Here is a 26,255-nt window from a genome sequence, read left to right as displayed (position 1 = left end):
GATTATTCTTCCTTCATATTTTTAGAGGTCGCCAACTGAGAAACATGCTGAGCTTGACTCATTATCGCGAGTAAGTACCAAGCGCCATGCGGGATCCATTGTTCGCCCCAGCGCCAGTTTTGTAACACGTCTTCTTTTTGTGCTGGTGGGTTAAATGCAATGTCTTCCTCGTCTTCAAAGCCGCCAGTGATCCCGTTACACACGCCACCTTTTGCGTTGAAGAAACCATATTGAGGGAGGTAATCAGGGTTGTTACGACCATGGCCATCTAGCATGCACATGTCGTATGGGTTTAAGCCTACAACCCAGTTCAATGCATCTTGAGCAAACACAGAAAGTTGTTGCTGTACTTCTTGCGACGCTATATGCGGTTGAGCAAGGTACGCCATGGTCGCGAGTGAGCCCAGTCGAGCATTCTCGCCTTGCCACCAATAGCCGGATTCATTGTTGTGTGCGACAAAAAATGCCTCGCGTTTTGACTCATTTACGCCTTTAACATATTGGCGAGGGTAACCGAATGGGTTGATCACTCTATTCGATATTGTGACCTCAAACTCACACGCTAGGTTTACGATACGTTTTACCGATTCCGCTCGTGCTGAGTCGTCTTCAATTGATAGATATTCGCATAGGGCAATAACTGGTAGACCAGCTTCGGCTGCGTGAAAATATGGACGGCTGCCGTCTTGGTTTGCTGACCAAAAGTGTTGAATCTGTTCGTCGCTCATTTGGCGTGCAACTAAACGTTGCGCCCACAAACGGCTCTCTTCCAAGTAGCGAGTTTCTTTGGTTGCTTTAAACAGTTCTACACAAGCCAGTAGCGCACAGTATTCGTCGATAATGTTTTCTTCCCCATCATTGAGGTACTGCGTATTGTGCTCTTTTAAGTGCCAGTAACCATTTTCGGCAGCGTTGCGGTATTTTTGTTGATCGTATTCACCGTGAACACTTAAACGCGATGCTGCCGCTAGCGCTGCAATGGCGACACCGCCACCTTGTCGAAAGCCTGCTTGATAGTCGTCAAATTTGTGACCAAGTTGAGTTTCGTACGCGCAAATCTCGCGTTGCGCAGTATCTTTGCTCCACTTGTCAAAGACCGTCATGTAGAAAAAGCCTTTTTCGTTTTGCATACGCACAAGAAAGTCTGCACCGAACAGGGCTTCTTCAATCAGACGTGTACGTGTGAAAGCTGCAATGTCTTCGCTTCCTTCAAGCAACGAAACCCCTTTTAGGATGTTCCAAACCACCATTGGGGTTTGTTGAGGATTCAAATAATTCGCGTATGAAAGGTGACTTAAATACTTGCTAACGTCTCCTGATGCGTCGTACCAGCCGCCGTGTACATCAACCTTTTTATTGGAGTTTAGTACTGGAAGTTGTCGATCTTGTTGATCGAAGATCCCGCCGCAACGTTGCGATTTGAAGTAGTGGATCACATCTGACAAAGTTTGATCCAACAGAATGTGTTCGCCAACGATGAAAGAGGAAGAGCGCGTATCTTCTACTTGCAAGAAATAGTCACCTGACGTTGTGAAAGAGGAAAAGTCGATGAGGTAGAAATAGCCCTGATGCCAGTTCGCCACTTTACCTTGTTCTTCAACCGCAAAAGTTGCCACGGTTTGCTCGCTAGTGGCACAAATCAATTGAGCAGTGTAAGAAGACAAGTGTGGTTGTTCGGTCTGGATAATGGCTTTCTTTGGGCCCAGACGTTCATAACCAATGTGGTTAGTCAGTAGCAGCATTCAATGTCTCCGGGAAACGATAAAAACAGGAATGGGCCAGGCTGAACCTGACCCTCGTTATGATTAATCTTCAAATAAGTAACAGCGGACAAAGTGGTTGTCGGACAGTTGAGTGACGCCCGGTAGTCGTTCGCGACATTTGTCGGTAGCGTGTACACAACGTCCAGCAAATGGACAGCCGACAGATTCTGGTGTCCAAAGTGGGATTTCCCCTTTGTTGCCTTTCAGTTTCTCGTGAATAGACTTCGATGGATCTGGAACCGCAGATACCAACAGTTGCGTATATGGGTGTTGAGGATCGTGAATGATTTCTTCAGTATCGCCCCATTCAACCATGTGACCTACGTACATGACCGCGAGATCTTCAGCAATGTAACGCGCTGTTGCGATGTCGTGAGTGATGTAAAGCAGAGACATTTGTTTCTCGAACTTCATCTCTTCCATCAAGTTCAGAACACCGGCACGGATTGATACATCGAGCATCGATGTTGGCTCATCCGCCAATACCACTTCTGCACCAACTGCGATGTTACGAGCTAGGTTTACACGTTGACGCTGACCGCCAGATAGCTGGTGCGGGAACTTTTGCGCCGTTTCTTTTGGTGGAATAAGACCAACTTGTTCAAGTAGGTCGTACACACGCTCTTCCAGTTCTTTCTTGTTGCCCGGTGCTACTTTCTTATGAATCAGCAGCGGGCGCGCAATATGGTGGAAGATATTGTGCGTTGGGTTTAGCGAGCCAAACGGGTCTTGCCACACCATTTGTACACCTTCACGGTAGGTCATTAAATCGTGACGAGAGGTGATGTCTTGGATATCACGACCTTTGTATTCAATGATGCCATCGGTTGGTGCGTACATTTTTGCAATCATTTTTGCAGTAGTAGACTTACCTGAACCAGATTCACCTACCACTGACAAGCCGCGGCTCTTGTACATTTTGAAAGAGACGTCGTTGATTGCGCGCATCTTAGATTGTTTGATTGAGTTACTGTTTAAAGGGAAGTCCTTAACGACATTTTTACCCTCAATCAGCAGTTCGCCGAATTGTTTGCTCATAATTCTCTCCAGTGTAATTTTTGTTCTTAGCTAGCGTTTTTTTGTTGTTAAACCTTAGCTTGAGCAATGGTGTCGCCGTACAAATGGCAATTTGAGAGGCGACCTGGTTCAATTTGACGTAATTGGGTTGGTACACGTGTACATACTTCATGTACGCGATCGCAACGAGCTTGGAAGCGGCAGCCCCGTGGTACTTCTAGCAAGTTCAACGGGTTACCTGGAATACCAGTCAATTTGGTCTTTGGTCCAGTTAGTGGAGGGAAAGAGCTACCCAAACCTTTGGTGTAAGGGTGGTAAGGACTTTCCAGAATTTGCTTAGAAGGCGCGACTTCAATCAACTCACCTGAGTACATGATGCCGATACGATCCGAGAACTCGACCATCAATGACAAGTCATGTGTGATGAACAGAATTGAGAAACCAAACTCTTCTTTAAGCGCGTAAATTTTTTGTAGAATTTCACGTTGAACCACTACATCCAATGCGGTAGTCGGTTCGTCCATGATGATCATTTTTGGGTTCAGAGCCAAAGCGATTGCGATTACTAGACGTTGACGCATACCACCAGAGAACTGGTGCGGGTAATCACTCAATCGGCTAGGGTGGATATCAACGATTTCCAGCAGACCTTCAGCGCGTGTTTTTGCTTGAGCGCGAGTCATATTGGTATGACGCATGATGACGTCACAGAACTGCTCTTCCATGGTTAGAACAGGGTTCAAAGCGTTCATCGCACTCTGGAATACCATCGACATTTCACTCCAGCGGAACGCTTGCATGCGATCATCGCTGTACTGAAGGATATCTTCACCGTTGAAGATCACCTCACCACCTGTGATAAACGCTGGCGGCTTATGAAGGCGCATTAGTGAGAAGGCAACAGTGGATTTGCCACAGCCAGATTCACCAGCCAGACCGAATACTTCACCTGGTGCAATGTCGAAGCTCACGTTGTTACAGGCGCGGACATCGCCCGCGTCTGTGATGTAGTCTACGCATAGGTTACGGATGGAAATTAGTGGTGCAGTCATGATTATTTATCTCCGCTCCATAGTGCATTTTGTGGTGCCAGTTCAGGCTCACGTTCTTTCTTGTCTTTTGCTGCTAGTTTTTTCCAGCGTTTCATGCCTTTGTGAGAACGAAGTTGAGGGTTCGCAATTTCGTCAACGGCAAAGTTCAACAGAGCAAGACCAGTAACCAGTAGTGTTAGGGCAATACAAGGTGCTAGTACTTCCCACCATGCGCCAATCAGCATGGCTGATGAGGTTTGCACGTTGTAAAGCATGATGCCCCAACTGATCGTGTTGGCATCACCCAAACCTAGGAACGAAATGACCGCTTCAGTGTTGATCGCCAGCATTACTGAGCCAATGAAGCTCGCACCGACAATCGGGATAAGGTTTGGTAAAATCTCAACGAAGATGATACGGAATGAAGACTCTCCCAATACTTCGGCAGCTTTAACGAACTCTTTCTCGCGTAGTGCCATAGTTTGAGAGCGGACAACACGTGCACCCCATGCCCAAGAAGTACCAGCGATAATCAAGGCAATGGTGAGTGGGCCTGCTTCACCGATAAAGGCCGCCAGCACGAATAGCAATGGATACTGCGGAATTACTAACATGATGTTCATTGCGGCACTCAATATGTCATCCACTTTACCGCCGAAGTAACCTGCCGATATACCAATGACTGTTGCTAAGAAACACACGATGATGCCAGCACCAAAGCCTACACCCAGTGATACTCGTGCACCGTAAGCCACCTGCGACCAGATATCGCGACCCATTCGGCTAGTACCTAATACGTGGTCGGCCTTTTTAGACATAAGCAGTGTACGACGATCGTCTGCTAGGTTTTTAGCGACCCAACCATCAGGGTTGTTTTGTGCCTGTTTTACGACAAAGCTAGGGTATTCGTGTGGATTACCGGTTCGCTTGTCTGGCGCATGTTTCGTAAGTAAAGGAGCTGCGATCGCAACGAATACGAATACGGTAACAATACCAAGACCGATTCGAGCGAATGAGTTACCTAAAATAAGTTTGAATAGTTCTTTCATGATTATTTGCCTCCCGTACGTAGGCGAGGGTCTAGAATCATGTACAGCATGTCAGCCATTAAGTTGAAGCACAGCATGAACATCGTCATGATAATTAACTGACCTTGAAGTACTTGGTAGTCACGAGCGTGAATTGCGTTCAATAGAACAGTACCTAGGCCTGGGTAGTTGAAAATCATCTCGATGATTAATTGACCACCGATGGCCATACCTAAAGACATAGACAGTGCGGTAACACTTGGAAGTAGTGCGTTACGTGCGGCGTAATTAAAGACGACGCGGTTTTCACTCAGCCCTTTACCTTTAGCCATCGTGATATAGTCTTCGGCGAGAAGGTTGATCATGTTGTTACGCATGTTAACTAGGAAGCCACCAATTTGAACGATGGTTGCACAGAATAGAGGTAATACAGCGTGGTAACCCACGTTCTTGATGAACTCCCAGCTTGTCCAATCAGGAATAGTACCTGGCGTGTAAGCATAGCCAGATGGGAACCATTTCAGGCCAATCGCAAAGGTAAACAGCGCTAACATTGCGATAACCATTTGTGGAATAGCTTGAATGATCAATGTGCCAGGCGTTACGAATGCATCGTACTTACTACCGCGCTTCCAGGCGGCAAAAATACCAAGGACAGAAGCGATGGAGAAAGAAAGTACAACCGCAGTACCAGCTAGAAATAGTGACCAGCCAAATGCACTACCTAGTAAAGAATTAACTGAAAGTGGGTAGAACTGGATTGAGGTGCCCAATTCCCAACTTAGAATGTTTTTAATGTACGAGAAGTACTGAATGTAAATTGGCCCATCAACGAAACCGAGCAGTTCTTTCATTGCTGCGATTCGTTCTGGAGTCACCTGTACTGAAGCATTAGCAAACATCATGGTAACTGGGTCACCAGGCATTGCTCGCGGAATAATAAAGTTTAACGTCGCTGCAACTAAGAGCGCGACAAGATAGAACGACAAACGTCTTAAAAAATAACCCATAACTCACACCTTACTCACCCAGATTTTTTCCCTGTTTCTGGTTTCAGGTCGCTCCTAGCGAAATTTAGAGCGAAAAATCCCCTGACGACGAGCGCCACATATTGGTTTCGTTAACAAGGGATTTTTATAGGCGGCACACGGGATGTATGCCGCTTGAAATGAACTTCTACTTATTTAACTGGTTTTAGGTCCAGTACGTGAAGTAGACGCTCTGGGATACCTGCCCAAATGTTTGGACGGCCCTTAGGGTTTTCTTCGTTCCACCAACCAGTGAAGCGAGTTGTGTTGTATTGGTACATGTACGCGCCAGATAGCACAGGAATAGTTACTTGGTCCTGAGCAATGATCTTCTGAATGCCATGAGCGATCTCTAGCTGTTCTTGCTTATCTGCTGTCTTGTAGAAGCTGTTAAGAAGACCGTCTAGCTTATCGTTCTTGTAGAAGTGCATTGCAAAGCGAGGCATGCCGTCACCAGCTTGTAGCTTCGAGTTGTAGCCACTATCCCAGTACAAGTGTGGATCTGCACCGTGGAAGTAGTTGGTGTAAGCAACGTCGTAAGTACCTTCTAGCATTGCTTGGTTGTATACCGAGAAGTCCGGTGTACGAGCACGAGCTTTAATGCCCACTTCTGCTAGTTGCTCAACGGCTAGTTGTACTGTGTTGTTGAAGTCAGTCCAACCGTTTGGTGATTGAATTAGAAGCTCGAAAGACTTGCCAGATGGTGTATCCACAAAGCCATCTTTGTTTACATCTTTGAAGCCAGCTTTAGCTAGAAGCTTTTTCGCACCTTCCGCGTTGTATGTGTTGTAGCCTTTGTACTTGTTGTGTGTCTCTTCATCAGACCAAGCTTCGAATGCGTAGCCAAGGCCAGATGCGAAGTCGTTCACTGTACCGCCGCCGTAGAAAGCGATATCAATGATAGTTTGACGGTCTAGCGCCATAGAGAACGCACGACGGAAGTCTACGTTAGTTAGTGCTTCGTTTTTCGCAGCGTCTGGGTTTTTGAAGTTCACTACAAATGCTTGAGTACCCGCTGGTGGGTACCAGTAGTGGTGATTCGGACTTGCTGCAGCGTACGTACGGTCGATGTCTGGTACGAATGAAGACGTCCAGTCCATTTCGCCGTTAACGATTTTGCCCAAGAATTGGTCGTTGTTCGCGATTTGCGGCACACGCAGACAGTCTACATCTAGGTTGTCTGCATCCCAATAATTCGGGTTCTCACACTGGATATATAGCTGCGGTGTGAAAGTATCGATTTCGGTAAATGGACCACTGCCTACTGGATTTTCGTTTGTGAATGTTGCTGGATCTTTTACTTTGCTCCATACGTGCTTAGGTACGACGGGTACTTTCGCAATTTCGTAAGGAACGTTTGAGTTTGCTTCGCTTAGACGGAATTTAACTTGGTAGTCGTTAACTTTTTCTACGCCAGTCACCCAAGAGTTGATACCAGATTGGTCTAGCTCTGGCTTCTCTTTAACTAGGTTGAAAGAGTAAACAACATCATCAGCGGTAAACGCTTTGCCATCAGACCATTTTACGCCCTTACGGATATCGAAGGTTACGCTCATCAGGTCATCAGCCATGGTAAAGTTTTCTGCTAGACGAAATACAGGCGTATTACCGTGCATTTCGTTAAAAACAACGAGCGGCTCGTAAATAAAGTCGGTTGTTGTGTGCAGGTTAGTTGCACCCAAGAAAGGGTTAAAGTTACGAACGAAAGTTGTAAACTCTTTAGGGTGGATAGTCAGTTCACTGCGTTCAGCCGCAGTAGCTACCGATGCAAAACCTGTAGTAGCCGTTGCAATAATTGCTGTTGCTAGTGCTGTTTTTTTAATATTGGCAAGCATAGCTGTTCCTTACTATTTGCTTTCATTTCACTAAATGGAATTGAATGTCATCAATTGATAAACACTCTCTAAGACCTACCTCTTGTACATGCCTTACTCATTACAACATTGAGTTTCGCCAAGAGTGGCCTGTAGGCCTTAGGCAGGAGTAAGAAAACACCTTATCCATAAAATAATCAAACTTGATTCCCGTTAAAAACGTTAAAATCTCTGAGCTCTCCGTTATAAACGTTATTTTGGCTAATTTTAACCAGTAGAGGGACAAAAAATAAACGTTGATATGCGTCGCAGTTTATATCCTTGTTAATAATGAGTGTTGGTGATTACTAACCTGGTGATCCATTTAAAATATACGTTTCTTGCTTGGTTTCTAGGTTCGGAGATCTCGCTCACATGCAGAAATGGTGTTAATTAATCAGCTAAAAATTAATCTGCCGTTCTGTTGTGATTAAGTTCGCAATCTCTATCAATAGTTCGTCAAAATCCGCTTGTTATCTGAAAAATGGCCTTTTTTATCGACAGTTTTCTTCCGTTTGTCGTCCTTTTTTTATTGTATGAATGAAGTTTTTTGGTTGCTCGAACTTACCTAATTAAGGCCAGTTAAATGGATAAGATCGTACGTTTGAAGACCAACAATAGATAGCGATGTCTAACCGAATGTTCGTTATTGGAAATATGTTAATGGGGTAGGAAGAGGCGGTCTCTTTTATCTCTAGGAAGGGAATACTTGAATAACAAAAAAGCCCAGCATGCACGCTGGGCTAGTTTTTTTGATAAATATTAGCTGGTCAATAGTCGCTGTAGTTTATCTCGTTGTGCTTCTATGTATGCTCTCTCGGGGCTCTGTTCTTTGCAGTGTTCGAGAATGAACTCTATCGAGCTTAGCACCGTTCTCCAACGTGGTGTTTTGGGTAATGTTTCTATACGCATGTATTTATCTAAAGTGCGTGTTTGCAAAGTACTACGGTCTAGATAAACGCGCCACAAGCCACTTTGCTCTGCAAATGCGAACTTACTTTCACCCGTTACAGATTCCCAATACTCTAAAGCATGTGTCATTGCGTCTACTAGAACTTCTCGCATAAGTTCTTGCTTGTCTTTTTTATTACCGAGCGCTTTGTCTGCAAGGCGCGTAAATTCTCCGCCAAGCTCTTTTAGCTTTTGCAATTGGTCTTTGTCACCATCAAATGCATAACTTGAAAGCACTTCTACGGCGGTTTCTAGATTATGTATGCGAGCGGCACTGGCTCCACCGCCGACATTAAAGATGTACATGATATCTAACCCTGAACCTTCAGGGAGCTTAAGAATGTCTGCTTCGATGTTCTGACGAATATCTTCAATATAGATATCAATCTTGCCACAGTAATGAGGTTGTTTGACGGTCAGATATTTAGGGGCAATCAGCTCATCAGCAGATGAGCGCTTTAGCTGTTCTAAGCTGCGCTTGAATAGCTTACAAGCAGCTTCGTTAGCAAAGCGAATACGCTTGTCTTCACGTAGACAGATGATAGCTTCAGGAGCCGATTCTAGCTGTTCCAACAAACGACCTTGAGTCTCAAGTAAGCTTGCTTCAACGACTGCACGCTGTCTAAGTTCAGACTCTAGCACTTTGTTTTCCATATGGCGCATTTCTGCTTTACTTGCCGTTAAATGCGCTTGGATACGTGCCGCCAACTCTTGTTTATTAAATGGTTTCGATAAATAGTCGTTGGCTCCTGCTTCAAAACCTCTTACACGATCTTCTGTTTGACTGAGTGCGGTGAGCATAATGATTGGCAACTCGGCATGATCATAGGTTTCACGTAGTTCACTACAAACTTGGTAGCCGCTCATGCCTGGCATCATGATATCCAATAACAGAAGTTCCGGCTTCTCTTGCTCGACGAGCGCTAACGTTTCTGGCCCATCGGAGACGGTACGCACACGATAGCCCTCTAAACGTAAAAAGCTTTCAAGCACGCGTAAGTTTACTGGTTCATCGTCAGCAACATACAGTAACGGGCCGTCTGGGTTCTCTGGAAGTGATAAGTCTTCACTGTTCTCTACATTAACTTCAGGGATTTGGAAGTGTCCGTGCGCAGCTAGAGTCTGGGTTGCTTGGATTTCTTCTTCACTGGCGAGCGGTAAAGTGAAACTGAAGGTAGTTCCGACCATTGGTTGGCTACTGACGTATAACGAGCCTCCCATTAATTCGATCAATTGACGGCTAATGGAGAGCCCAAGTCCTGCACCTTGACGATAACGGCTCGCGTCTTGCCCTGCTTGGATAAGTGGTTCAAAAATATGTTCAAGTTGTTCTGCGGGAATTCCTTGTCCAGTATCCACGACTTGTACGCGTACATGATCATCTACCACATTAGCGGAGATAACAATTTTACCTTCTGAGGTGTATTTAATCGCATTGCCAATCAGGTTATATAGCACTTGTTCAAGGCGTTGCGGGTCAGCTGACACTGCTTTTAAATCCGCTGGGACTTGGTTGATGATGCGGATGGTTTTACTTCCAAGTAAATGGCTAGAAAGCTCTAAAACCAATCTTGTTGCACTGCCCAAACTCACTGCTGATTTCTGGATATCCATGCTTCCATAACGCATTTTATGATAATCCAACAAGTCATCGACTAGATTAGCGAGACGCTGACCACTTTTAATGATGATATCAAGCTGATATTTCTGGCTAGCGGGGATCGCGCCATTGGCGCCGGACGCTAAGGTTTCAGCAATCCCGACCATGCCGTGTAACGGTGTACGAAGTTCATGAGAAGTCGTGGCTAAGAACTCATCTTTTAATTTATCGGCCAATTGCAGTTCTTCATTCTGTTTCTGAATGATCTGTATGTTGCTTTCTAGTTCTTCATTTTGCTTCTTAATGGTTTGAATCTTCTCTCGAATAGAGCGTTGCATTCGTTCAAAGCTTAACGCAAGCCGACCAATTTCATCTTTACGAACCGTATTAAAAGACGTGTCATCAAGATCCCCTGCAGAGACCTTTTCGGCAACCCAAGTCAATTTCAGCAACGGAGAAGTGATAAAGTTTGATAAATAGTGAGAAGCGATCACCACAAGGATAATGGCGATCAACATAGCGATAACGAATAGTTTTTCGAGTTGATGTATACGAGCGAAAGCTTCGTTTTCTGGTAACTGTACGACGAGCGCCCAAATCACACCACGAGTTTCAATCGGTGCATAAGCCGCGATGATCTCTTCACCTAAACCGTTTGTGTAAGTGCCGACACCAAATGCACCAGAGAGTGCTTTATCGATCACTTCTAAACTGTTCTTAATGTCGTCTTGTTTCGTGTTAATTGTGCGAGGTTGGTGATCATTTCCAACCAGCAAGGTGTTAATTGATGACTCTCGGTTGGCGTCTGCGGCTAACTTAGTGATGCCATTATTTGGCAAGCGGAACATGGCATAGCTGTGTAGATAACCTTGCTGAACAATTGGTGCACCTAGCCAAGCGACTGATTTCCCCCCTTCCAGCTCGAAGTCAGACACAATCACAGGAGTGTAGTCTTCGTTTACTTTTCGACGTTCAGTCACATCATCGGCGAGACGCTTGAAAGTTTTGCCAAGTGCCGAGTCTTTGTAGGGGCCTGATAACAAGTTCGTTCCGTAGTTATCGTCTTTGTTGATCGAGTAGGTGACGTTACCATTGATGTCTACCAGCAAAATGTCATTAAAATCAGAGCGCTTGAGGAGCTCTAAGTAGGCCCAATGATAGCGTTTATGTAAAAGCCGGTAACGTTCACTTCCTACATAGTTGGATGACTCGGGTAACGTTGAGGTTTTGATTTGGTCTCCGCTGCCCTCGATGTAGCGCTGTTGGGCGTTTTTACGAGACTCTTCAATATCATTGCCTAAACGACTAAAAGCATTGACGAGACCGTAGAATCGGCCACCACTGGCGTAAGCCAACTCTGAGCGCACAAAGCCCATGACTTCGGTTTCTCGTGCCTCAAAGTAGTCGATGATTTGCTGCTGTTTTGTATCTCGAACAGACAGTAAGTGCGAGGTGCTTTGTTCTTGCAGATCTTTACTGTGGGACTGCAAGAAAAAGATCGCAGTAATGGTAAGAGGTGTGATACTGAGCACCAGAAATGCGGTCATCAGTGTACTCTGAAGGCGCTTAAATTTCTGTTTTTTGTAGAATTTAAACATGGATAAGATTACAACTCATAATGGGCAGTTCTAAAACATACTTCGCTGCCGAGGTTCTCGTTAAAAACGGATAAGATGTTCAACTAGATAGAATTAACAAAATTAACGAGTTTTTTTTCTTTGACAAGAAAGTTAGTTGTAAAGCGTGCAGGGTGACGCAGTTTTTCTTATGAGTGTTGAATTTATGAGAAAAAATCGCGCAGGTTTGTGCCTGCGCGGGGGGAAGTTATGATTTTTTCGCGTAGTAGATAGAAAATTTATTGGTCTTATTTAGCGTCTCGCAATTATTAAACGCCCGCTCGATAATTGGTGGGTATTTTAAGAAGCTATTCGCGACAATCACCATTTCGCCGTCTTTGGTTAGATATTGTGGTGCCTGACCCAACAAGGTTTCCGCTGCGTTATAATTTGTGTCTAGACCACTGTGGAATGGCGGGTTGCTGACGATAAAGCGGTAGTCTTTTGCGGTATCCGAGTATATATCTGATGCAAATACGCGTCCGGATAAACCATTCGCTTCTAATGTGGCTTGGCTAGAAGTGATCGCATAAGCATTAATGTCACACATCTCAATCGCGATCTCTGGATTCGCTTTCGCCATAAACGCACCGAGCACACCTGCACCACAACCAAAGTCGAGCACTTTGCCCGACAGCTTAGGTAAGGTTTCAAGCAGCAATCGGCTACCTAAGTCGAACTCGCCATGGCTGAATACGCCAGGTAGGCTCTTAACCGCTAGCGACTGCTCACCGAGTGTAACAGTGTAAGACTTAAACCAATCTGCTTGGTTGAAAGGTTTTGGTTCATTGAGGCAATTACCCCAGTAAAATGAGCAGCGACGAGCAGAGTCGTACTTGTTCACAGGGCCGTATTCTTGGAACATCTTCTCGATGCTCTTGATGCCGGAGCGGTTTTCACCAACGATGACGATTTCGGTGTTAATGCCCAGTTTCGCCATCAACATCGCCAGCAAGTATTCTGCTTCGGCTTTTGCTTTTGGCCAGTATAAAAGGACCATGTCTGCTTTTGTTTCAACATCAAACACAGAGCCAAAATGACTTTTCACTTTGTCAGAGGTTTGAATTTGGCGGTAGTAGCTATAGTTGGAAGTAAACACTTCAACAGACTCACAATGAGCTACTAACTCAAGAGGAAATAGGTCTTCAACTTCACCAGCGACTAAAACGTGTTTTCCGTTGAAGTATTCAAGTTGGCGCTGAGCTATTTGGCTAGGAGCGATATAAGCAGACATAAATTTGGTTCATCAGAAATAATTTGGGGCAGATTTTCGCACAATCTGCCCCAAGCTTGAAGTGATTAAGCGGTGACTAGCTGTTGTCTTGTTGGTTAAGGAAGTCTTTGAATTCTTCCTCGTAGATATTAAACAGTACCATGGTCACGGCAAAAATAAGTGGGCCGTAGATAAGACCAATCAAACCAAACAGATGCAGACCACCCAGTAATGAGAAGAAAATCATAAGGGTATTCATGCCGGCGCTGCCTTGCATTAGCAACGGGCGCAATAGGTTATCTATAGAGCCAACGACAACTACACTCCACACCGTCAAAAAGATAGCCCAAGTCATATCGCCTGTTAAGAACAAGTACGCTGCTGCAGGAATCCAGATTAGCGCGGTTCCTACCACTGGAATGAATGATGCAAAGCCCATCATCGTTCCCCAAAATAGCCCAGGGAAGCCGGCGAACCACATACCGATGCCGCCAGCCAAACCTTGAGCAATCGCCGTCATGAATGAGCCCATTACGGCTGATTTAGAAACTTGCTCTATCTCTGTCAATATTCGGTCTTCTTGGCTACGTGAAAGTGGCAGAATATGACGAATCGCAGAGATAATTTTGTCGTGGTCACGAAGCAGAAAAAACAACACAAACAGCATTAGGAAGAAGTTCATTAGGAAGTTGGTTGCGTCTCCTAAAATCTTTGCGCTAATAGCAACTAAGTTAGAGCCAAACGATGTGGCAAATTGCCCAATTTTCTCAGCGATGGCTTTGGGCTCGATTTTATCAAAAGGTAAGTACTCATTAACAATCGCTAAGCCTTTGATAACGAAAGGATGTTGGAATATATCTTGGATACCACCATTGGTAACCCAATTATATGTATTTTGTGAGAAAACAGAGCCTTGCTGAACAATGGCGGCAAACACAAATAAAAGCGGGATAACGATAATAAACGTCAAGACGACACATGACAGCAGTGCCGCCATATTGGGGTGCTTGGGAATTTTCTGCTCAAACCATTCGTGTATCGGAAACATGAGCAAAGAAATGATAAAAGCCATCACAATGGAATTGATATATGGCTCAACCAATAAGTAGCAAGCAAAAGCAGCGGCGAGTAAAGCAACCATTAGTACTCGGTGACTCGACGTTATTTTTACATTATTTGGCATGGTATTAGTCCAACTTACAGGTGACGTTTACGGTTTATGCCTTCAATGATGGCGTGTAACCTTTATTACTTTGCACTCTTAACTCTTTCAAGCTTATGACAATGCCGAATTAGAGCAGGGCGATGTACCTTGCTATAATGACTACAAATCAGTCGGTTATCAATCAAGAGATGAGCTATGGGTTGTTGCAACGGTGATAAAAAGTGTCAAACCGAGAAAAAAGCTAAGCGAATACCGTGGTTTGGCATTGTCGTTGGGGTATTAGCGATATTGGTTATTTTGAATTGGCAATAAAAAAGGACCGTTACGGTCCTTTTCTAAATGCGTTATCGCCGTTTTTAGCGATTATTTCGCTTCTTCTGCAAGAACAGCAAAACAGCGGTCAGCAGCTTCTAGTGTGGCATCAATCTCTTTTGAACCATGAGCGAGTGAAGTAAAGCTCGCTTCAAACGCAGATGGCGCAAGGTAGACACCGTGTTTTAGCATTAAGTGGAAGAAACGCTTGAAGCGTTCTACATCGCACTTCGTTACGTCTTCGTAGCAAGTTACTTTTTCTTGGTCAGTGAAGAAGAAGCCGAACATACCGCCCACTTGGTTAACAACTAGCGGAATACCGTGTTTTTCTGCTAGAGACTTAAAACCTTCAGCAAGTTGTTTCGTTTTAGAAGCTAGGCGCTTTTCGTTGCCTTCTTCTTTTAGAAGGTTCAAACATGCGTAGCCTGCTGCCATTGCGACAGGGTTACCGGAAAGGGTACCAGCTTGGTAAACTGGGCCTGTAGGTGCAACGTATTGCATAACTTCTTTACGGCCACCGAAAGCACCTACTGGCATACCGCCACCAATCACTTTACCCAGTGTCGTTAGGTCGGGTTTGATGTTGTAGTGTGCTTGCGCGCCGCCTAGAGCAACACGGAAGCCTGTCATTACTTCATCAAAAATTAGTAGCGCGCCTTCTTGATCACAGATTTCACGTAGCCCTTCGTGGAAGCCTTCCACTGGTGGAATACAGTTCATGTTGCCTGCTACTGGCTCAACGATGATACAAGCAATTTCGCCTTTGTTAGCAGCAAATAGCTCGCGTACAGAATCTAGGTCGTTGAATGTTGCTGTTAGCGTGTGCTTAGCAAAATCTGCAGGAACGCCAGGAGAGCTTGGTTGGCCTAGAGTTAGTGCTCCAGAACCTGCTTTTACTAGCAAGCTGTCAGCGTGGCCGTGGTAACAACCTTCAAATTTCATGATCTTGTCGCGACCGGTGAAGCCACGTGCAAGGCGAATCGCGCTCATAGTAGCTTCAGTACCAGAACTTACCATGCGGATTTGCTCCATTGATGGAACAAGCTCAGAAACTAATTCTGCCATCGCGATTTCAAGTTCTGTTGGCGCACCGAAGCTAAGACCGCGTTGCGCTGCATCAATTACTGCTTCGCGGATAACCGCGTGGTTGTGGCCAAGAATCATTGGACCCCAAGAGCCAACGTAATCAATATACGCTTTACCATCGGCATCAAAAATCAGTGGACCGTCTGCTCGTTCGATAAATAGCGGAGAGCCGCCAACGCCGTTGAATGCACGAACTGGTGAATTGACACCGCCAGGGATGGTTTGCTGAGCTTTTTGATACAGCTCTGATGATTTGGTCATGGGGTTATCCTCTTTTGATTGCTCGGACCAAGTGGAGCGCATTGTACCTAGCTATAATCAAGTTAGAAACGTTTTGCTTAATTTATGTGTTGTTTCGCAGTGTAATCTTATATATCCGCATCTGTTATAAAGAATCGGCGGCGAATACTTGAACGAGTTTGTCAGGTATTGGATAATCGTCTCAATTAGCACAAATTTGACGTCTTGCTTCAGGCTTGACGCATTACACGAGTGAGAGAGGTCTTCGTGAGCGAAGTAAACGTACCATTATCTTTTTCTGACGCAGCAGCATCTCGCGTTAAAGCATTGATTGCTGAAGAAGAAAACCCAGCATTGAAACTGCGCGTATACATTACTGGCGGCGGCTGCAGCGGCTTCCAATACGGCTTTACTTTTGATGAAAATGTAAACGAAGGCGATACGACAATCGTAAACAGTGGTGTAACACTGGTTGTAGACCCTATGAGTCTGCAATATCTCGTTGGCGGTATTGTTGACTACACAGAAGGGTTGGAAGGAGCGCGCTTCTTCGTAAATAACCCCAATGCAACGACAACATGTGGTTGTGGTGCATCGTTCAGTGTGTAATTAACACCTAACAGGCAGCTAATGGCTGCCTGTGCTTTATGTAGAAGGATGTCACGTAAAGCACACGCTCGCAGATATGCAGAGAAATAATAAAAAGGACTTTATATGTCTGGACTTTCTTTTGGACGCCGAATTGTCGAGCGCCCTTGGCTAGTATCTCTTATCCTCGTCTTACTTCTTGTTGCGTGGCTAACCATCGGCCAACTCAAAGCACAAGATGATCATCCTAACTCTTCAACATCCACGAACACGACACCACTTGCAAAGGTGATGTTTGATACTTTTCTTGCCGAACCTACCAGTAAAACCATTGAATTGTATGGACGAACAGCGCCCAATCGTCAAGCGCGTCTTGGCGCCGAAGTTGCCGGTAAAATAGTCAGTCTTAACATAAAGAAAGGCCAAGCGGTCAAACAGGGACAAGTGATCGCAAACATCGATAAGCGCGACCTTGGCATTCAACTTAAACGGGCCCAGGCGATGCTGTTGGTTAAAGAGAAAGAGTTTAATGCAGCTAAATCGCTAAAAAGTCGTGGACTGCAAGGTGAGGTTGCATTTGCGACAGCGCAAGCAGCGTTGGTAGATGCACGTGCGAATTTGAGTAACGTGCAAACGGCTTTAAGAAATACTGAGGTTAAAGCGCCATTTGATGGCATCGTAGATCACCACTTTGTTGAGTTAGGTGATTTTGTCGGGATTGGCGATCCTATTGCGACGGTCATTGATTTGGATACTTTAGTGATTGAAGCCGATGTCAGTGAACGGCATATACAATACCTTAAGGAAGGCCTAGAAGCCGACGTAAGAACCATTAACCAACAGCATCATCAAGGTCGTGTGCGCTACATTGGACGTGTTTCTTCTGCTTCTACTAATACATTTCCAATTGAAATCGAAATTGATAATCAAGACGCAAGAATTCCTGCCGGTATGAGCGCAGAAGTACAGCTGCCTTTGAGTGAAGTGTTGGCAGTAAAGATTACGGCTGCCATGTTAGCACTAGATGAAGAAGGTAATTTAGGTGTTAAAACACTGCGTAATGAGCATGTTGAGTTTGTTCCAATTCAACTCGTTAAGGCCGAGGATGATGGTGTGTGGCTCTCTGGGTTAGGAGAGCGTGTAGACATTATCGTGCTGGGACAAGGTTTTGTGCGAGATGGTGATCAAGTACTGGCCAATAAAGTTGATGACGTAGTTATTGAAGCGGCTAATGAGCAGTAAGGAGCACCTATGTACACTCTGATTGATGCTGCGTTATCTCGCGCTCGCACTATGCTGACATTGTTGGTGATGATATTAATTGCTGGTGTCATTACTTACGTCACAATCCCCAAGGAATCGAGCCCTGATATTACCATTCCGATTATTTATGTTTCTGTTGGACATCAAGGCATTTCTCCTGTCGATGCCGAGCGTTTATTGGTTCGCCCAATAGAGCAAGAGCTGCGTTCAATTGAAGGCGTAAAAGAGATGACCTCTGTGGCATCAGAAGGTCATGCTTCGGTGACGCTGGAATTTAGTGTCGGAGTGGATCTTGATAAAGCGATGGCAGATGTGCGTGATGCGGTTGATCTTGCGAAGCCAAAGTTACCAGAGGACAGTGATGAGCCGACGGTAAACGAAGTCACGTTTGCATCTGAAGAGCCTGTTTTGACCGTTGTGCTCTATGGCACCGTACCAGAGCGAACCATTGTTCAGATTGCCAGAACGTTACGTGATCGTTTGGAAAGTTTCCGTCAGGTTCTTGAGGTTGAAATCGCAGGAGATCGCGAAGACATCGTGGAGATAGTTGTCGATCCGCTATTGATGGAAAGCTACGGTCTCGATCAAGCGGACATCTATAATTTAATTGCCTTGAATAACCGAGTTGTGGCTGCGGGGTTTGTCGATACTGGGTATGGACGCTTTTCGGTAAAAGTCCCATCGGTTTTTGATTCACTGAAAGATGTGCTTGAACTACCGATCAAGGTGAATGGCAAAGAGGTGATCACTTTTGGCGATGTGGCGACAGTACGACGTGCATTTCGCGATCCTGAAAGTTTTGCTCGTTTAGATGGCGAATCTGCCATCGTTTTGGACGTAAAAAAACGGGCAGGGGAAAACATCATTGAAACGGTTGAGCTGGTAAAAGAAGTACTGGCTCTGGGACAGAAGCGCGCCGAGTGGCCCGACAATTTGCAAGTTAAATATACTTGGGATCAATCCGACGATGTCAAATTGATGCTCAGTGATCTACAAAACAATATCTTATCCGCAATTATCCTCGTAGTTATCGTCATTATTGCCATATTGGGGGTTAGGACCGCGCTTCTCGTGGGGATTTCTATTCCAGGATCGTTCTTGACTGGGTTGTTGGTGTTATCGGTATTTGGGCTGACGGTCAATATCGTCGTACTGTTTGCTTTAATTATGGCGGTAGGCATGTTGGTGGATGGTGCCATTGTGGTGACAGAGTTTGCAGATCGGCGCATGCAAGAAGGAACGCCACGTAAAGAAGCCTATCGAGATGCAGCAAAGCGAATGGCCTGGCCGATTACCGCATCCACAGCAACCACATTGGCTGCGTTTGCTCCGTTACTTTTCTGGCCAGACATCACTGGTGAGTTCATGAAGTACTTACCACTTACTTTAATTGCTACTTTGGCCGCTTCGCTGATGATGGCTTTATTGTTCGTTCCTGTCATCGGTGGGATCATTGGCAAGCCTCAAGTAGTCAATCAGAAAGCTCAGCGAGAAATGGTGGAGCTGCATAACGGCAACTTTGAAAAAGCGACAGGCATTACCAAGCTTTATTACCAGACTCTGTCGGTAGCGATTCGTCATCCATGGAAAGTCTTACTCAGCGCGATACTGCTAGCGGCAGGTGTCGGCTTCACTTACAACAAAGCTGGCTTGGGTGCAGAGTTTTTCCCTGAAGTGGACCCTGCCTTTTTTACCGTTAAAGTTCGTTCTTATGGTGACCTGTCTATTCACGAAAAAGATGTTGTTATGCGCGAAATTGAGAAGGTGATGCTCGGTCATGACGAGTTTGAAAGTGTCTACACGCGCACAGGATCGAGCGATAATGGGGATGAGATTGGCCAGATTCAAATAACGCCTGTGGATTGGCAATATCGACGCAAAGTGAAAACCATTATTGAGGAACTAAAAGAGACGACAGACCGCTTTTATGGTGTTGAACTTGAGTATAAATTCCCGGACGCAGGACCGCCTGTCGAGCATGATCTCGTGATTGAAGTATCATCACGAAACTTGAGTGTTAGTGCGTTAGATGAAGCGGCCAAAAAAGTACGACATTGGGCTGATGGTAATCCTGCACTGACCAACTTGAGTGATACCACTAATAAGGAAGGGATTGATTGGCAAATTGATATCCAGCGAGATGACGCTTCTCGCTTTGCAGCGGATGCTACCTTAGTCGGGAATACCGTCCAGTTTGTTACGAACGGCTTGAAAATAGGCGATTATTTGCCTGATGATGCGGATGAAGAAGTCGATATTTTGGTGCGCTATCCGCAAGATAAGCGCGACATAGGTCGATTTGATCAACTGAGAGTGAAAACGGCAGCTGGTCTGGTACCGATTACGAATTTTGCTCAAATCAAACCAGATCATAAGCAAGACACTATTCGTCGGGTCGACGGTCATCGAGTTATCAATATTAAAGCGGATATGGTGGAAGGTTACAATTTGGCGCTTGAGTTACCTAAGATTGCCGCTGGAATGGAACAGCTCGACTTACCAGAAGGCATTGAATATAAGATTCGGGGTCAAAATGAAGAGCAGGAAAACTCATCAGCATTCTTGCAAAATGCTTTTATTGTCGCGCTTGGTGTGATGGCTTTGATTTTAATTACGCAGTTTAATAGCTTTTATCAAGCTTTCTTAATCCTTAGTGCAGTGCTGTTTTCTACCGTTGGTGTCTTCGCTGGGTTACTTATTTTCCAAAAGCCATTTGGCATCATTATGTCGGGAATTGGAGTGATTGCCTTGGCTGGTATCGTGGTAAACAACAATATTGTTTTAATCGATACTTATAATCAGATGCGTAAACGTGGTTTAGAAAAATCTGAGGCTATTTTGCGTACGGGTGTGCAGCGTTTAAGACCCGTTTTACTCACGACGGTGACCACCATATTAGGCTTATTGCCAATGGTGTTAGAAATGAACATCGACTTAGTTAATCAGAAAGTGGAGTTTGGCGCACCAAGCACTCAGTGGTGGTCTCAGCTTGCGACCGCTGTCGCGGGTGGTTTGGCGTTTGCGACTTTGCTAACGTTAGTTCTGACACCGTGTTTGCTTATGCTCGGGAGAGAGCATCACTCCGAACAGTAAGCTTTATCGTGATGATATCGACAAAAAAAAAGGGCAGCTTCGCTGCCCTTTTCAATACCTGGCTTACTTCATTGCTAGCAGTTTGCTGTAGCGTTCAAGCTTGTCCATGCTAATTTTCGCGTTTGCCATGAAAGTTTGTCTCGCTTTGCCTGTCAGGGATTTAGATTGTGGCAAATTCACCGTGCGCGGGTTTTTATGGACACCATTCACAAGGAACTCATAGTGCAGGTGAGGGCCAGTTACACGGCCAGTTCCGCCAAGCGTACCGATGGTTTGGCCTTGCTTAACGCGTTGACCAGCTCGTACAGTACGTTTGGTTAAGTGCAGGTACTTGGTAATGTAAGTATTACTATGTTTAATGAAAACGTAGTTACCATTAAATTTGTTGTAAGACGATTTTTGAACGACACCATCACCAGCCGCCCAAATCGGGGTGCCCACTGGTGCTGCATAGTCCGTGCCTCTATGAGGACGAACGCGTCCCGTCACTGGATGTAAGCGGCGTGGGTTGAAGTTAGACGAAACTCGACGGAAGTCCAACGGCGCGCGTAAGAATGCTTTTTTCATTGCACGCCCATTTTCGTCGTAATACTTGCCACTTTTCTGATCCAATATTGCGGTAAAGGTATCGCCTTGGTTTTTAAAGATCGCAGCAATGATTTTTCCACGGCCGATTACTTCACCTTCTACCACTTCCTCTTGGTAAAGCACTCGGAAGCTATCGTTTTTACGAATATCTAAAGCAAAGTCGATGTCCCAACCAAATATGCCAGCCAGTTCCATGATTTGGTTACCATTTAATCCAGAAGATATTCCTGCATTCCAAAAGTTTGATTTGATGGTGGCTTCTGCGTAGTTGTACTGGAAGTCGACTTCTTTCTTATCAACTTCAGAAACGTACTTGCCGTCTTTTAATGTGATACGAAAAGTCTCGAACGCGCTTAGTGTTCTTCTTAGCTGCACCAAGTCGTTATTTTCGTCAAAACCAAATTGCAATCGGTCACCAGGTCGAAGCCGAGTTAACTGTTTTTCCACTTCTTTGTCTGATGACACCAGTTCATGTAATAGACGAGCAGAAAGCCCTACGCGACTAAATAAGATGGCAGCACTCTCGCCATTTTTTACCTTGTATGTTTCCCAGCGCAGCACGGCAGGAACCGCAGGCGATGAACTATTTAGTGCACTGAGTTCGAGGGAAACTGGCACAGGATAATGTTGACCAACTTTTAATCGGCTCTGCTGCGGGTCTAGGTCTTGCGGATCAGGTAAAAAGAAGAGCGCAAAGATAATCAGCGCACTAAAAAAACCGATCAATACTTTGTGCAAGAGTGGAAGTCGGACAAAAATCGAATGCATGAGGTACTTGATTGCTAAATTAAACGGAAAAAGTGACAACTACCTAGTCTAACGTGTTTCAAAATGCATCGCTATTCAAGTAATATGTTCAGCTATTATATTTTTGCCAAATCTGTGGGAGTGAACAAGAATGGCGAGCATTGAAGCTGCACTAGCCGAGATTAAGCGCGGTGTTGAAGAGCTGATTCCAGAAGAAGAGCTAATCGCAAAACTAAAAGAAGACCGTCCTCTACGTATTAAATTGGGCGCTGATCCAACAGCACCTGACATTCACCTAGGCCATACGGTTATTTTCAATAAGCTTCGCTTGTTCCAAGAACTAGGTCATGAAGTGACGTTCCTAATCGGTGACTTCACTGCAATGGTTGGTGACCCAACAGGTAAAAACACAACTCGTCCACCGCTAAGTCGTGAAGACGTATTGCGTAACGCTGAAACGTACAAAGAGCAAGTGTTCAAAATTCTCGATCCTGCAAAGACTAAAATTCAGTTTAACTCTGAGTGGCTGTCTGAACTGGGCGCAGAAGGTATGATTCGCCTTGCGGCAAACCAAACCGTTGCTCGTATGCTAGAGCGTGACGACTTTAAAAAGCGTTACGCGGGTGGTCAGCCAATTGCTATTCATGAGTTCATGTACCCACTTCTACAAGGTTGGGACTCAGTAGCAATGGAAACGGATGTTGAATTAGGTGGTACAGACCAGAAGTTCAACCTTCTAATGGGTCGTGAACTGCAAAAGTCTCACGGTCAAAAACCTCAGGTTGTACTGATGATGCCGCTTCTAGTGGGCCTTGATGGCGAGAAGAAGATGTCTAAGTCAGCAAACAACTACATCGGTATCAGCGAAGCGCCAAGCGAAATGTTTGGTAAAATCATGTCTATTTCTGATGACCTAATGTGGAGCTACTACGAGCTGCTCTCTTTCCGTCCTCTGGAAGAGATTGCTCAATTCAAAGCTGATGTAGAAGCGGGCAAAAACCCTCGTGACATCAAAGTATTGCTAGCAAAAGAAATTATTGCTCGTTTCCACAGTGAAGCCGATGCCGATGCAGCAGAGCAAGAATTCGTAAACCGTTTTGCGAAGAACCAAATTCCTGATGAAATGCCAGAGTTTGACTTTGACGCAGGTCGCCCAGTGAGTAATCTGTTGAAAGAAGCAGGCTTATGTCCATCATCGTCAGATGCGATGCGCATGGTTAAGCAGGGCGCTGTGAAGATTGATGGTGAAAAAATTGCGGACAGCAAATTTGCTCCAGAAGCGGGTACTTACGTGTTCCAAGTCGGCAAACGTAAATTTGCTCGTATTACTATTCAGTAATTCATAATGACTGCAAATGAAAGCGTCTGAAGGGCGCTTTTTTTGTATGAAAATTTAGCAAAAACGGCAAAGTAAAACTTCCATACCTGATGAACTTTGCTACTATACTTGCGCTGCCAATAATGGCAGCGCTATCGGAGATTTACATGAACAATACCGACCATCCTCCCAGTCGTTGGGTGAGTAAGATTAAGGGAGCGAAATAACCCGCTTCGGTATTGGCGATCTCCGCCTTACCTAAGTGGTGAGGCATCTTTTCTAATTTTCTTCTCGTTATTTCCTTCATACATTCTGAATAGACAGTGCATTCGCATTGGTTTTCTCTGTGCATCTTATTTGTTGTCTGACTTTTAGCGTGCAAGAGTGGCTTTTCATGCTTTGTCGATGGTCGTTACCAATGCCAATCGGGAGATTCGCCATGACGGTAATGAACAACACTTTTATTGAAACAACACCAAACTTTTCTGAAGTAGAAATTGGTGCAGCTCGCAATGCTTTTTTGCAGTATGAGCAAGAGCAACAAGTCCATTTGCTTACGATCATGCCGATCGATGAGGCTGTAGGTATTTTACAGCATTGCTCTGTCGGCTATGTGAATAGTCTTATTGCTCAACTTGAGCAAGCAGGTCATGACAAACGCGCACGTCATTATGCTCACCAACTGGGTCTGCATATGTCTGAAGTTGATACACCCGATGGTTATTTATCAACTAGTGTTTTAGGGCATGTAAAACAGCGTATTGGATGGATCATTGCGCTGGCTCTTTTAGGGATAGTGTCAGGCTTGATCATCGCTCAGTATGAGGACACCCTTAGTCAGCTTGTTTTACTTGCAGTGTACATGCCAGTGATTGCAGCTGCTGGTGGTAACACAGGAACACAAGCAGCAACTTTGGTGATTCGTGCTCTTGCTACTGGAGAGTTAAAAAAACGCCAATGGTTAGAAGTTTTGTGGAAAGAGAGCCGAGTCGCTCTATTTATTGCGCTAGCGATCGCTATCGTGATGATTGGACGCATTATGTTATTTAGTGCAGGACAATCAACAGGAGGCTTTGAACTGACCGATATCGCACTGGCAATAGCAGTTGCGCTGTTCATTCAAGTCACCATTTCTACAACATTGGGCGGGCTGTTGCCAATTATTGCACGAGCTTGCAAGTTGGACCCAGCCGTATTGGTGAGTCCAGTTCTTGCGTCTATCGTCGATATTTCAGGAATGTGGATTTACTTTAACGTGGTGAACTATTTCTTAGGTATTGCCTGACTAAAGTTCACAATGTCATTGTAAAAAAGCTGCTCAAAATGTGTAATCGGGGCGATGACAGGTGTGTTGTCGTCCCGTTTTTCTGGGAAGTAGTCTGAAACAAACTGAACAAAAATGGTGTTAGGTTGACCATTTTTATCCAAGCCATATCCAGCCATATTGTAAGTCCCGTAGATAGAGCCACTTTTCGCTATCAGCTGCCCTTTAATTGGAAGTTTTCGCATACTTTGTCGGTACTTTAATGTGCCGGATTCACCTGATTTCGGCATGATGGCAATCAATTTGAGTTCGTTTTCATGCTTCCAAATATAGCGCAGCATTTCAGCCATCTTGGTCGCGGAGATCCGGTTATTTCGCGAAAGTCCTGAGCCGTCTTCTAGGCGCGCATTACGAATATCAATACCAGTGTTGGCGAAAATGATCTGCTTGATCGCTTCTGTACCGTTAGTAAAACTGCCTGGCTGAACGAAAAATTTAGCACCAAGTGTTTTGGTTAATGTGTCGGCAATCAAGTTGTCAGAGTTTTTGAGCATATCTTCAAGAATGTCTGGTAAGGCCTTTGATTGATGCATTGCGATGAGCTTTCGCTGCTTTTCTGGCGCCGTACCGACCCTAATCTTTCCTGATACCCCAATGTTGAGCTCCTTGAGCAAAGTCGCCAACCTTTGACTGGTGTAACGCTCAGGGTCTTGAACCGCAAATTTCAGTGGCAATGGTTTGTCTCTTTCAACCAAGCACCCTGTTAGCTTGTAGTTGTTATCGGGATTTGCAACTAAACCTAAGTCACAATGACGACTTTTCTTAATGGTTTTAGAAACTGTTTCTACAGTACTTGTGACACGAATAGGTTGATGCTCTGGTACGTAGACCCGCGTTCCACCATCTTTTTGTGTATAGATAGAGGCTTGTACACAGTTGTTATTGAGTGTGATGGTCGATGCAGGAGCGCTGTAGCAAACTCCCAATATATCCCACGGCCAGCCCACCGCACGGTTATAACCAGTGAATGCGCTGTTATCGAGCCATAGGTCACCGTTAATCCGTTTTAAGCCATTTTTCTTAGCTAGAGTGAGAAGTGATTTTAAGTCGTTGGTTTGGAGTGTTGGGTCGCCGACAAAGTAAATCACTGCATCTGAGTTCGACGTTTCCAGCTTGGTTCGAAACCGGAAATTATCACCCAGTTCTAGCTTTGCGGCTAATGCGGTGACGATTTTTAATGTACTCGCTGGTGGGAACAGTTGTTCGGTAGGATGAACACCGTCAAGCTCAGCATTTTCACTGAGTTTTTCCGCAACTAAACTGATGCGGGCGCCTTCAGGCAACACCTCTTGATGAGGGTACGCTTGTGAAAAAGCAGAAAGTAATGAAGAGAATATGAGCAAGAGCCAACGTAAACGCATAATGATACTTTCTAAGGTGAGTTATGTGATTGAGTATACGCAAGTCCTTTCAATATGCTAGGTAACTAAA

17 protein-coding genes are annotated in these 26,255 nt (G+C 45.0%); 5 read left to right on the top strand and 12 right to left on the bottom strand.

From position 1 onward, the window contains the following. Window positions 1-2 precede the first annotated feature (2 nt). From L3V37_RS19685 to hemL, 10 genes are all read right to left on the bottom strand, one after another. Entirely contained in the window at window positions 3-1,742 is a 1,740-nt protein-coding gene (locus L3V37_RS19685; protein ID WP_237306822.1) for a glycoside hydrolase family 9 protein, read from the bottom strand. Between the two features lie 63 nt (window positions 1,743-1,805). After that, window positions 1,806-2,801, bottom strand: a complete 996-nt coding sequence (locus tag L3V37_RS19680) for an ABC transporter ATP-binding protein (RefSeq protein ID WP_005380041.1) — start codon at window positions 2,799-2,801, stop codon at window positions 1,806-1,808. Window positions 2,802-2,848: 47 nt separating this feature from the next. Next, entirely contained in the window at window positions 2,849-3,832 is a 984-nt protein-coding gene (locus L3V37_RS19675) for an ABC transporter ATP-binding protein (RefSeq protein ID WP_237306820.1), read from the bottom strand. 2 nt (window positions 3,833-3,834) lie between these two features. Further along, on the bottom strand, window positions 3,835-4,860 hold the full coding sequence (locus tag L3V37_RS19670; protein ID WP_005380039.1) for an ABC transporter permease: 1,026 nt from the start codon (window positions 4,858-4,860) through the stop codon (window positions 3,835-3,837). A 2-nt stretch (window positions 4,861-4,862) separates the two neighbouring features. Continuing rightward, entirely contained in the window at window positions 4,863-5,849 is a 987-nt protein-coding gene (locus L3V37_RS19665; RefSeq protein WP_005380038.1) for an ABC transporter permease, read from the bottom strand. 170 nt (window positions 5,850-6,019) lie between these two features. After that, window positions 6,020-7,702 (bottom strand): ABC transporter substrate-binding protein, encoded by a 1,683-nt coding sequence (locus L3V37_RS19660; RefSeq protein ID WP_005380037.1) that lies wholly within the window; start codon window positions 7,700-7,702, stop codon window positions 6,020-6,022. A gap of 780 nt (window positions 7,703-8,482) precedes the next feature. Beyond that, entirely contained in the window at window positions 8,483-11,869 is a 3,387-nt protein-coding gene (locus L3V37_RS19655) for a response regulator (RefSeq protein ID WP_005380036.1), read from the bottom strand. Between the two features lie 226 nt (window positions 11,870-12,095). Continuing rightward, the gene (rsmC, locus tag L3V37_RS19650; RefSeq protein WP_017820412.1) at window positions 12,096-13,121 is read right to left on the bottom strand and encodes a 16S rRNA (guanine(1207)-N(2))-methyltransferase RsmC; all 1,026 of its coding nucleotides are present in this window, start codon (window positions 13,119-13,121) and stop codon (window positions 12,096-12,098) included. A gap of 76 nt (window positions 13,122-13,197) precedes the next feature. After that, a complete protein-coding gene (locus L3V37_RS19645; RefSeq protein ID WP_237306818.1) occupies window positions 13,198-14,283 on the bottom strand; it encodes an AI-2E family transporter in 1,086 nt (361 codons plus the stop codon). Window positions 14,284-14,628: 345 nt separating this feature from the next. Continuing rightward, the gene (gene hemL / locus L3V37_RS19640; RefSeq protein WP_005380032.1) at window positions 14,629-15,924 is read right to left on the bottom strand and encodes a glutamate-1-semialdehyde 2,1-aminomutase; all 1,296 of its coding nucleotides are present in this window, start codon (window positions 15,922-15,924) and stop codon (window positions 14,629-14,631) included. Window positions 15,925-16,170: 246 nt separating this feature from the next. Between hemL and erpA the strand changes: the two genes are divergently transcribed. The 3 genes from erpA to vmeK all read left to right on the top strand — a co-directional run bounded on the left by erpA (window position 16,171) and on the right by vmeK (window position 20,847). Next, window positions 16,171-16,512 carry an iron-sulfur cluster insertion protein ErpA gene (gene erpA / locus L3V37_RS19635; protein WP_005380031.1) on the top strand — a complete coding sequence of 114 codons (342 nt, stop codon included), beginning with the start codon at window positions 16,171-16,173 and terminating at the stop codon, window positions 16,510-16,512. A 105-nt stretch (window positions 16,513-16,617) separates the two neighbouring features. Beyond that, entirely contained in the window at window positions 16,618-17,733 is a 1,116-nt protein-coding gene (locus L3V37_RS19630) for an efflux RND transporter periplasmic adaptor subunit (protein WP_005380030.1), read from the top strand. Window positions 17,734-17,742: 9 nt separating this feature from the next. After that, window positions 17,743-20,847, top strand: a complete 3,105-nt coding sequence (vmeK, locus tag L3V37_RS19625; RefSeq protein WP_017820415.1) for a multidrug efflux RND transporter permease subunit VmeK — start codon at window positions 17,743-17,745, stop codon at window positions 20,845-20,847. Window positions 20,848-20,910: 63 nt separating this feature from the next. Here vmeK and L3V37_RS19620 read toward each other — a convergent pair whose 3' ends face one another. Continuing rightward, window positions 20,911-22,203, bottom strand: coding sequence for a peptidoglycan DD-metalloendopeptidase family protein (locus L3V37_RS19620; RefSeq protein WP_005386530.1), 1,293 nt, complete (start codon window positions 22,201-22,203; stop codon window positions 20,911-20,913). A 130-nt stretch (window positions 22,204-22,333) separates the two neighbouring features. On the opposite strand from L3V37_RS19620, the gene tyrS reads away from it, so the two are divergent. Both tyrS and L3V37_RS19610 read left to right on the top strand, forming a co-directional pair. Beyond that, window positions 22,334-23,521 carry a tyrosine--tRNA ligase gene (tyrS, locus tag L3V37_RS19615; protein WP_017820416.1) on the top strand — a complete coding sequence of 396 codons (1,188 nt, stop codon included), beginning with the start codon at window positions 22,334-22,336 and terminating at the stop codon, window positions 23,519-23,521. A 418-nt stretch (window positions 23,522-23,939) separates the two neighbouring features. Next, window positions 23,940-24,785 carry a magnesium transporter gene (locus L3V37_RS19610; RefSeq protein WP_192943656.1) on the top strand — a complete coding sequence of 282 codons (846 nt, stop codon included), beginning with the start codon at window positions 23,940-23,942 and terminating at the stop codon, window positions 24,783-24,785. Here L3V37_RS19610 and dacB read toward each other — a convergent pair. Next, complete coding sequence (dacB, locus tag L3V37_RS19605; protein WP_053349847.1) at window positions 24,764-26,185, bottom strand: serine-type D-Ala-D-Ala carboxypeptidase; 1,422 nt, start codon at window positions 26,183-26,185, stop codon at window positions 24,764-24,766. The genes L3V37_RS19610 and dacB overlap by 22 nt on opposite strands. Window positions 26,186-26,255 lie beyond the last annotated feature (70 nt).

The sequence above is a fragment of the Vibrio sp. D54 genome (assembly GCF_021728075.1).
Classification (GTDB): Bacteria; Pseudomonadota; Gammaproteobacteria; order Enterobacterales; family Vibrionaceae; genus Vibrio; species Vibrio alginolyticus.
The sequence above is the reverse complement of the archived record's forward strand: the minus strand, read 5'-3'. Positions and strand labels throughout refer to the sequence as shown.

Excerpts from the sequence above, each read along its gene's own strand:
- rsmC (WP_017820412.1), bottom strand. The coding sequence starts at position 13,121 with ATGTCTGCTTATATCGCTCCTAGCCAAATAGCTCAGCGCCAACTTGAA.
- L3V37_RS19645 (WP_237306818.1), bottom strand. The coding sequence starts at position 14,283 with ATGCCAAATAATGTAAAAATAACGTCGAGTCACCGAGTACTAATGGTT.
- dacB (WP_053349847.1), bottom strand. The coding sequence starts at position 26,185 with ATGCGTTTACGTTGGCTCTTGCTCATATTCTCTTCATTACTTTCTGCT.
- L3V37_RS19660 (WP_005380037.1), bottom strand. The coding sequence starts at position 7,702 with ATGCTTGCCAATATTAAAAAAACAGCACTAGCAACAGCAATTATTGCA.
- L3V37_RS19620 (WP_005386530.1), bottom strand. The coding sequence starts at position 22,203 with ATGCATTCGATTTTTGTCCGACTTCCACTCTTGCACAAAGTATTGATC.
- L3V37_RS19675 (WP_237306820.1), bottom strand. The coding sequence starts at position 3,832 with ATGACTGCACCACTAATTTCCATCCGTAACCTATGCGTAGACTACATC.
- L3V37_RS19610 (WP_192943656.1), top strand. The coding sequence starts at position 23,940 with ATGACGGTAATGAACAACACTTTTATTGAAACAACACCAAACTTTTCT.
- L3V37_RS19680 (WP_005380041.1), bottom strand. The coding sequence starts at position 2,801 with ATGAGCAAACAATTCGGCGAACTGCTGATTGAGGGTAAAAATGTCGTT.
- tyrS (WP_017820416.1), top strand. The coding sequence starts at position 22,334 with ATGGCGAGCATTGAAGCTGCACTAGCCGAGATTAAGCGCGGTGTTGAA.
- hemL (WP_005380032.1), bottom strand. The coding sequence starts at position 15,924 with ATGACCAAATCATCAGAGCTGTATCAAAAAGCTCAGCAAACCATCCCT.
- L3V37_RS19670 (WP_005380039.1), bottom strand. The coding sequence starts at position 4,860 with ATGAAAGAACTATTCAAACTTATTTTAGGTAACTCATTCGCTCGAATC.
- L3V37_RS19630 (WP_005380030.1), top strand. The coding sequence starts at position 16,618 with ATGTCTGGACTTTCTTTTGGACGCCGAATTGTCGAGCGCCCTTGGCTA.
- vmeK (WP_017820415.1), top strand. The coding sequence starts at position 17,743 with ATGTACACTCTGATTGATGCTGCGTTATCTCGCGCTCGCACTATGCTG.
- L3V37_RS19685 (WP_237306822.1), bottom strand. The coding sequence starts at position 1,742 with ATGCTGCTACTGACTAACCACATTGGTTATGAACGTCTGGGCCCAAAG.
- L3V37_RS19665 (WP_005380038.1), bottom strand. The coding sequence starts at position 5,849 with ATGGGTTATTTTTTAAGACGTTTGTCGTTCTATCTTGTCGCGCTCTTA.
- L3V37_RS19655 (WP_005380036.1), bottom strand. The coding sequence starts at position 11,869 with ATGTTTAAATTCTACAAAAAACAGAAATTTAAGCGCCTTCAGAGTACA.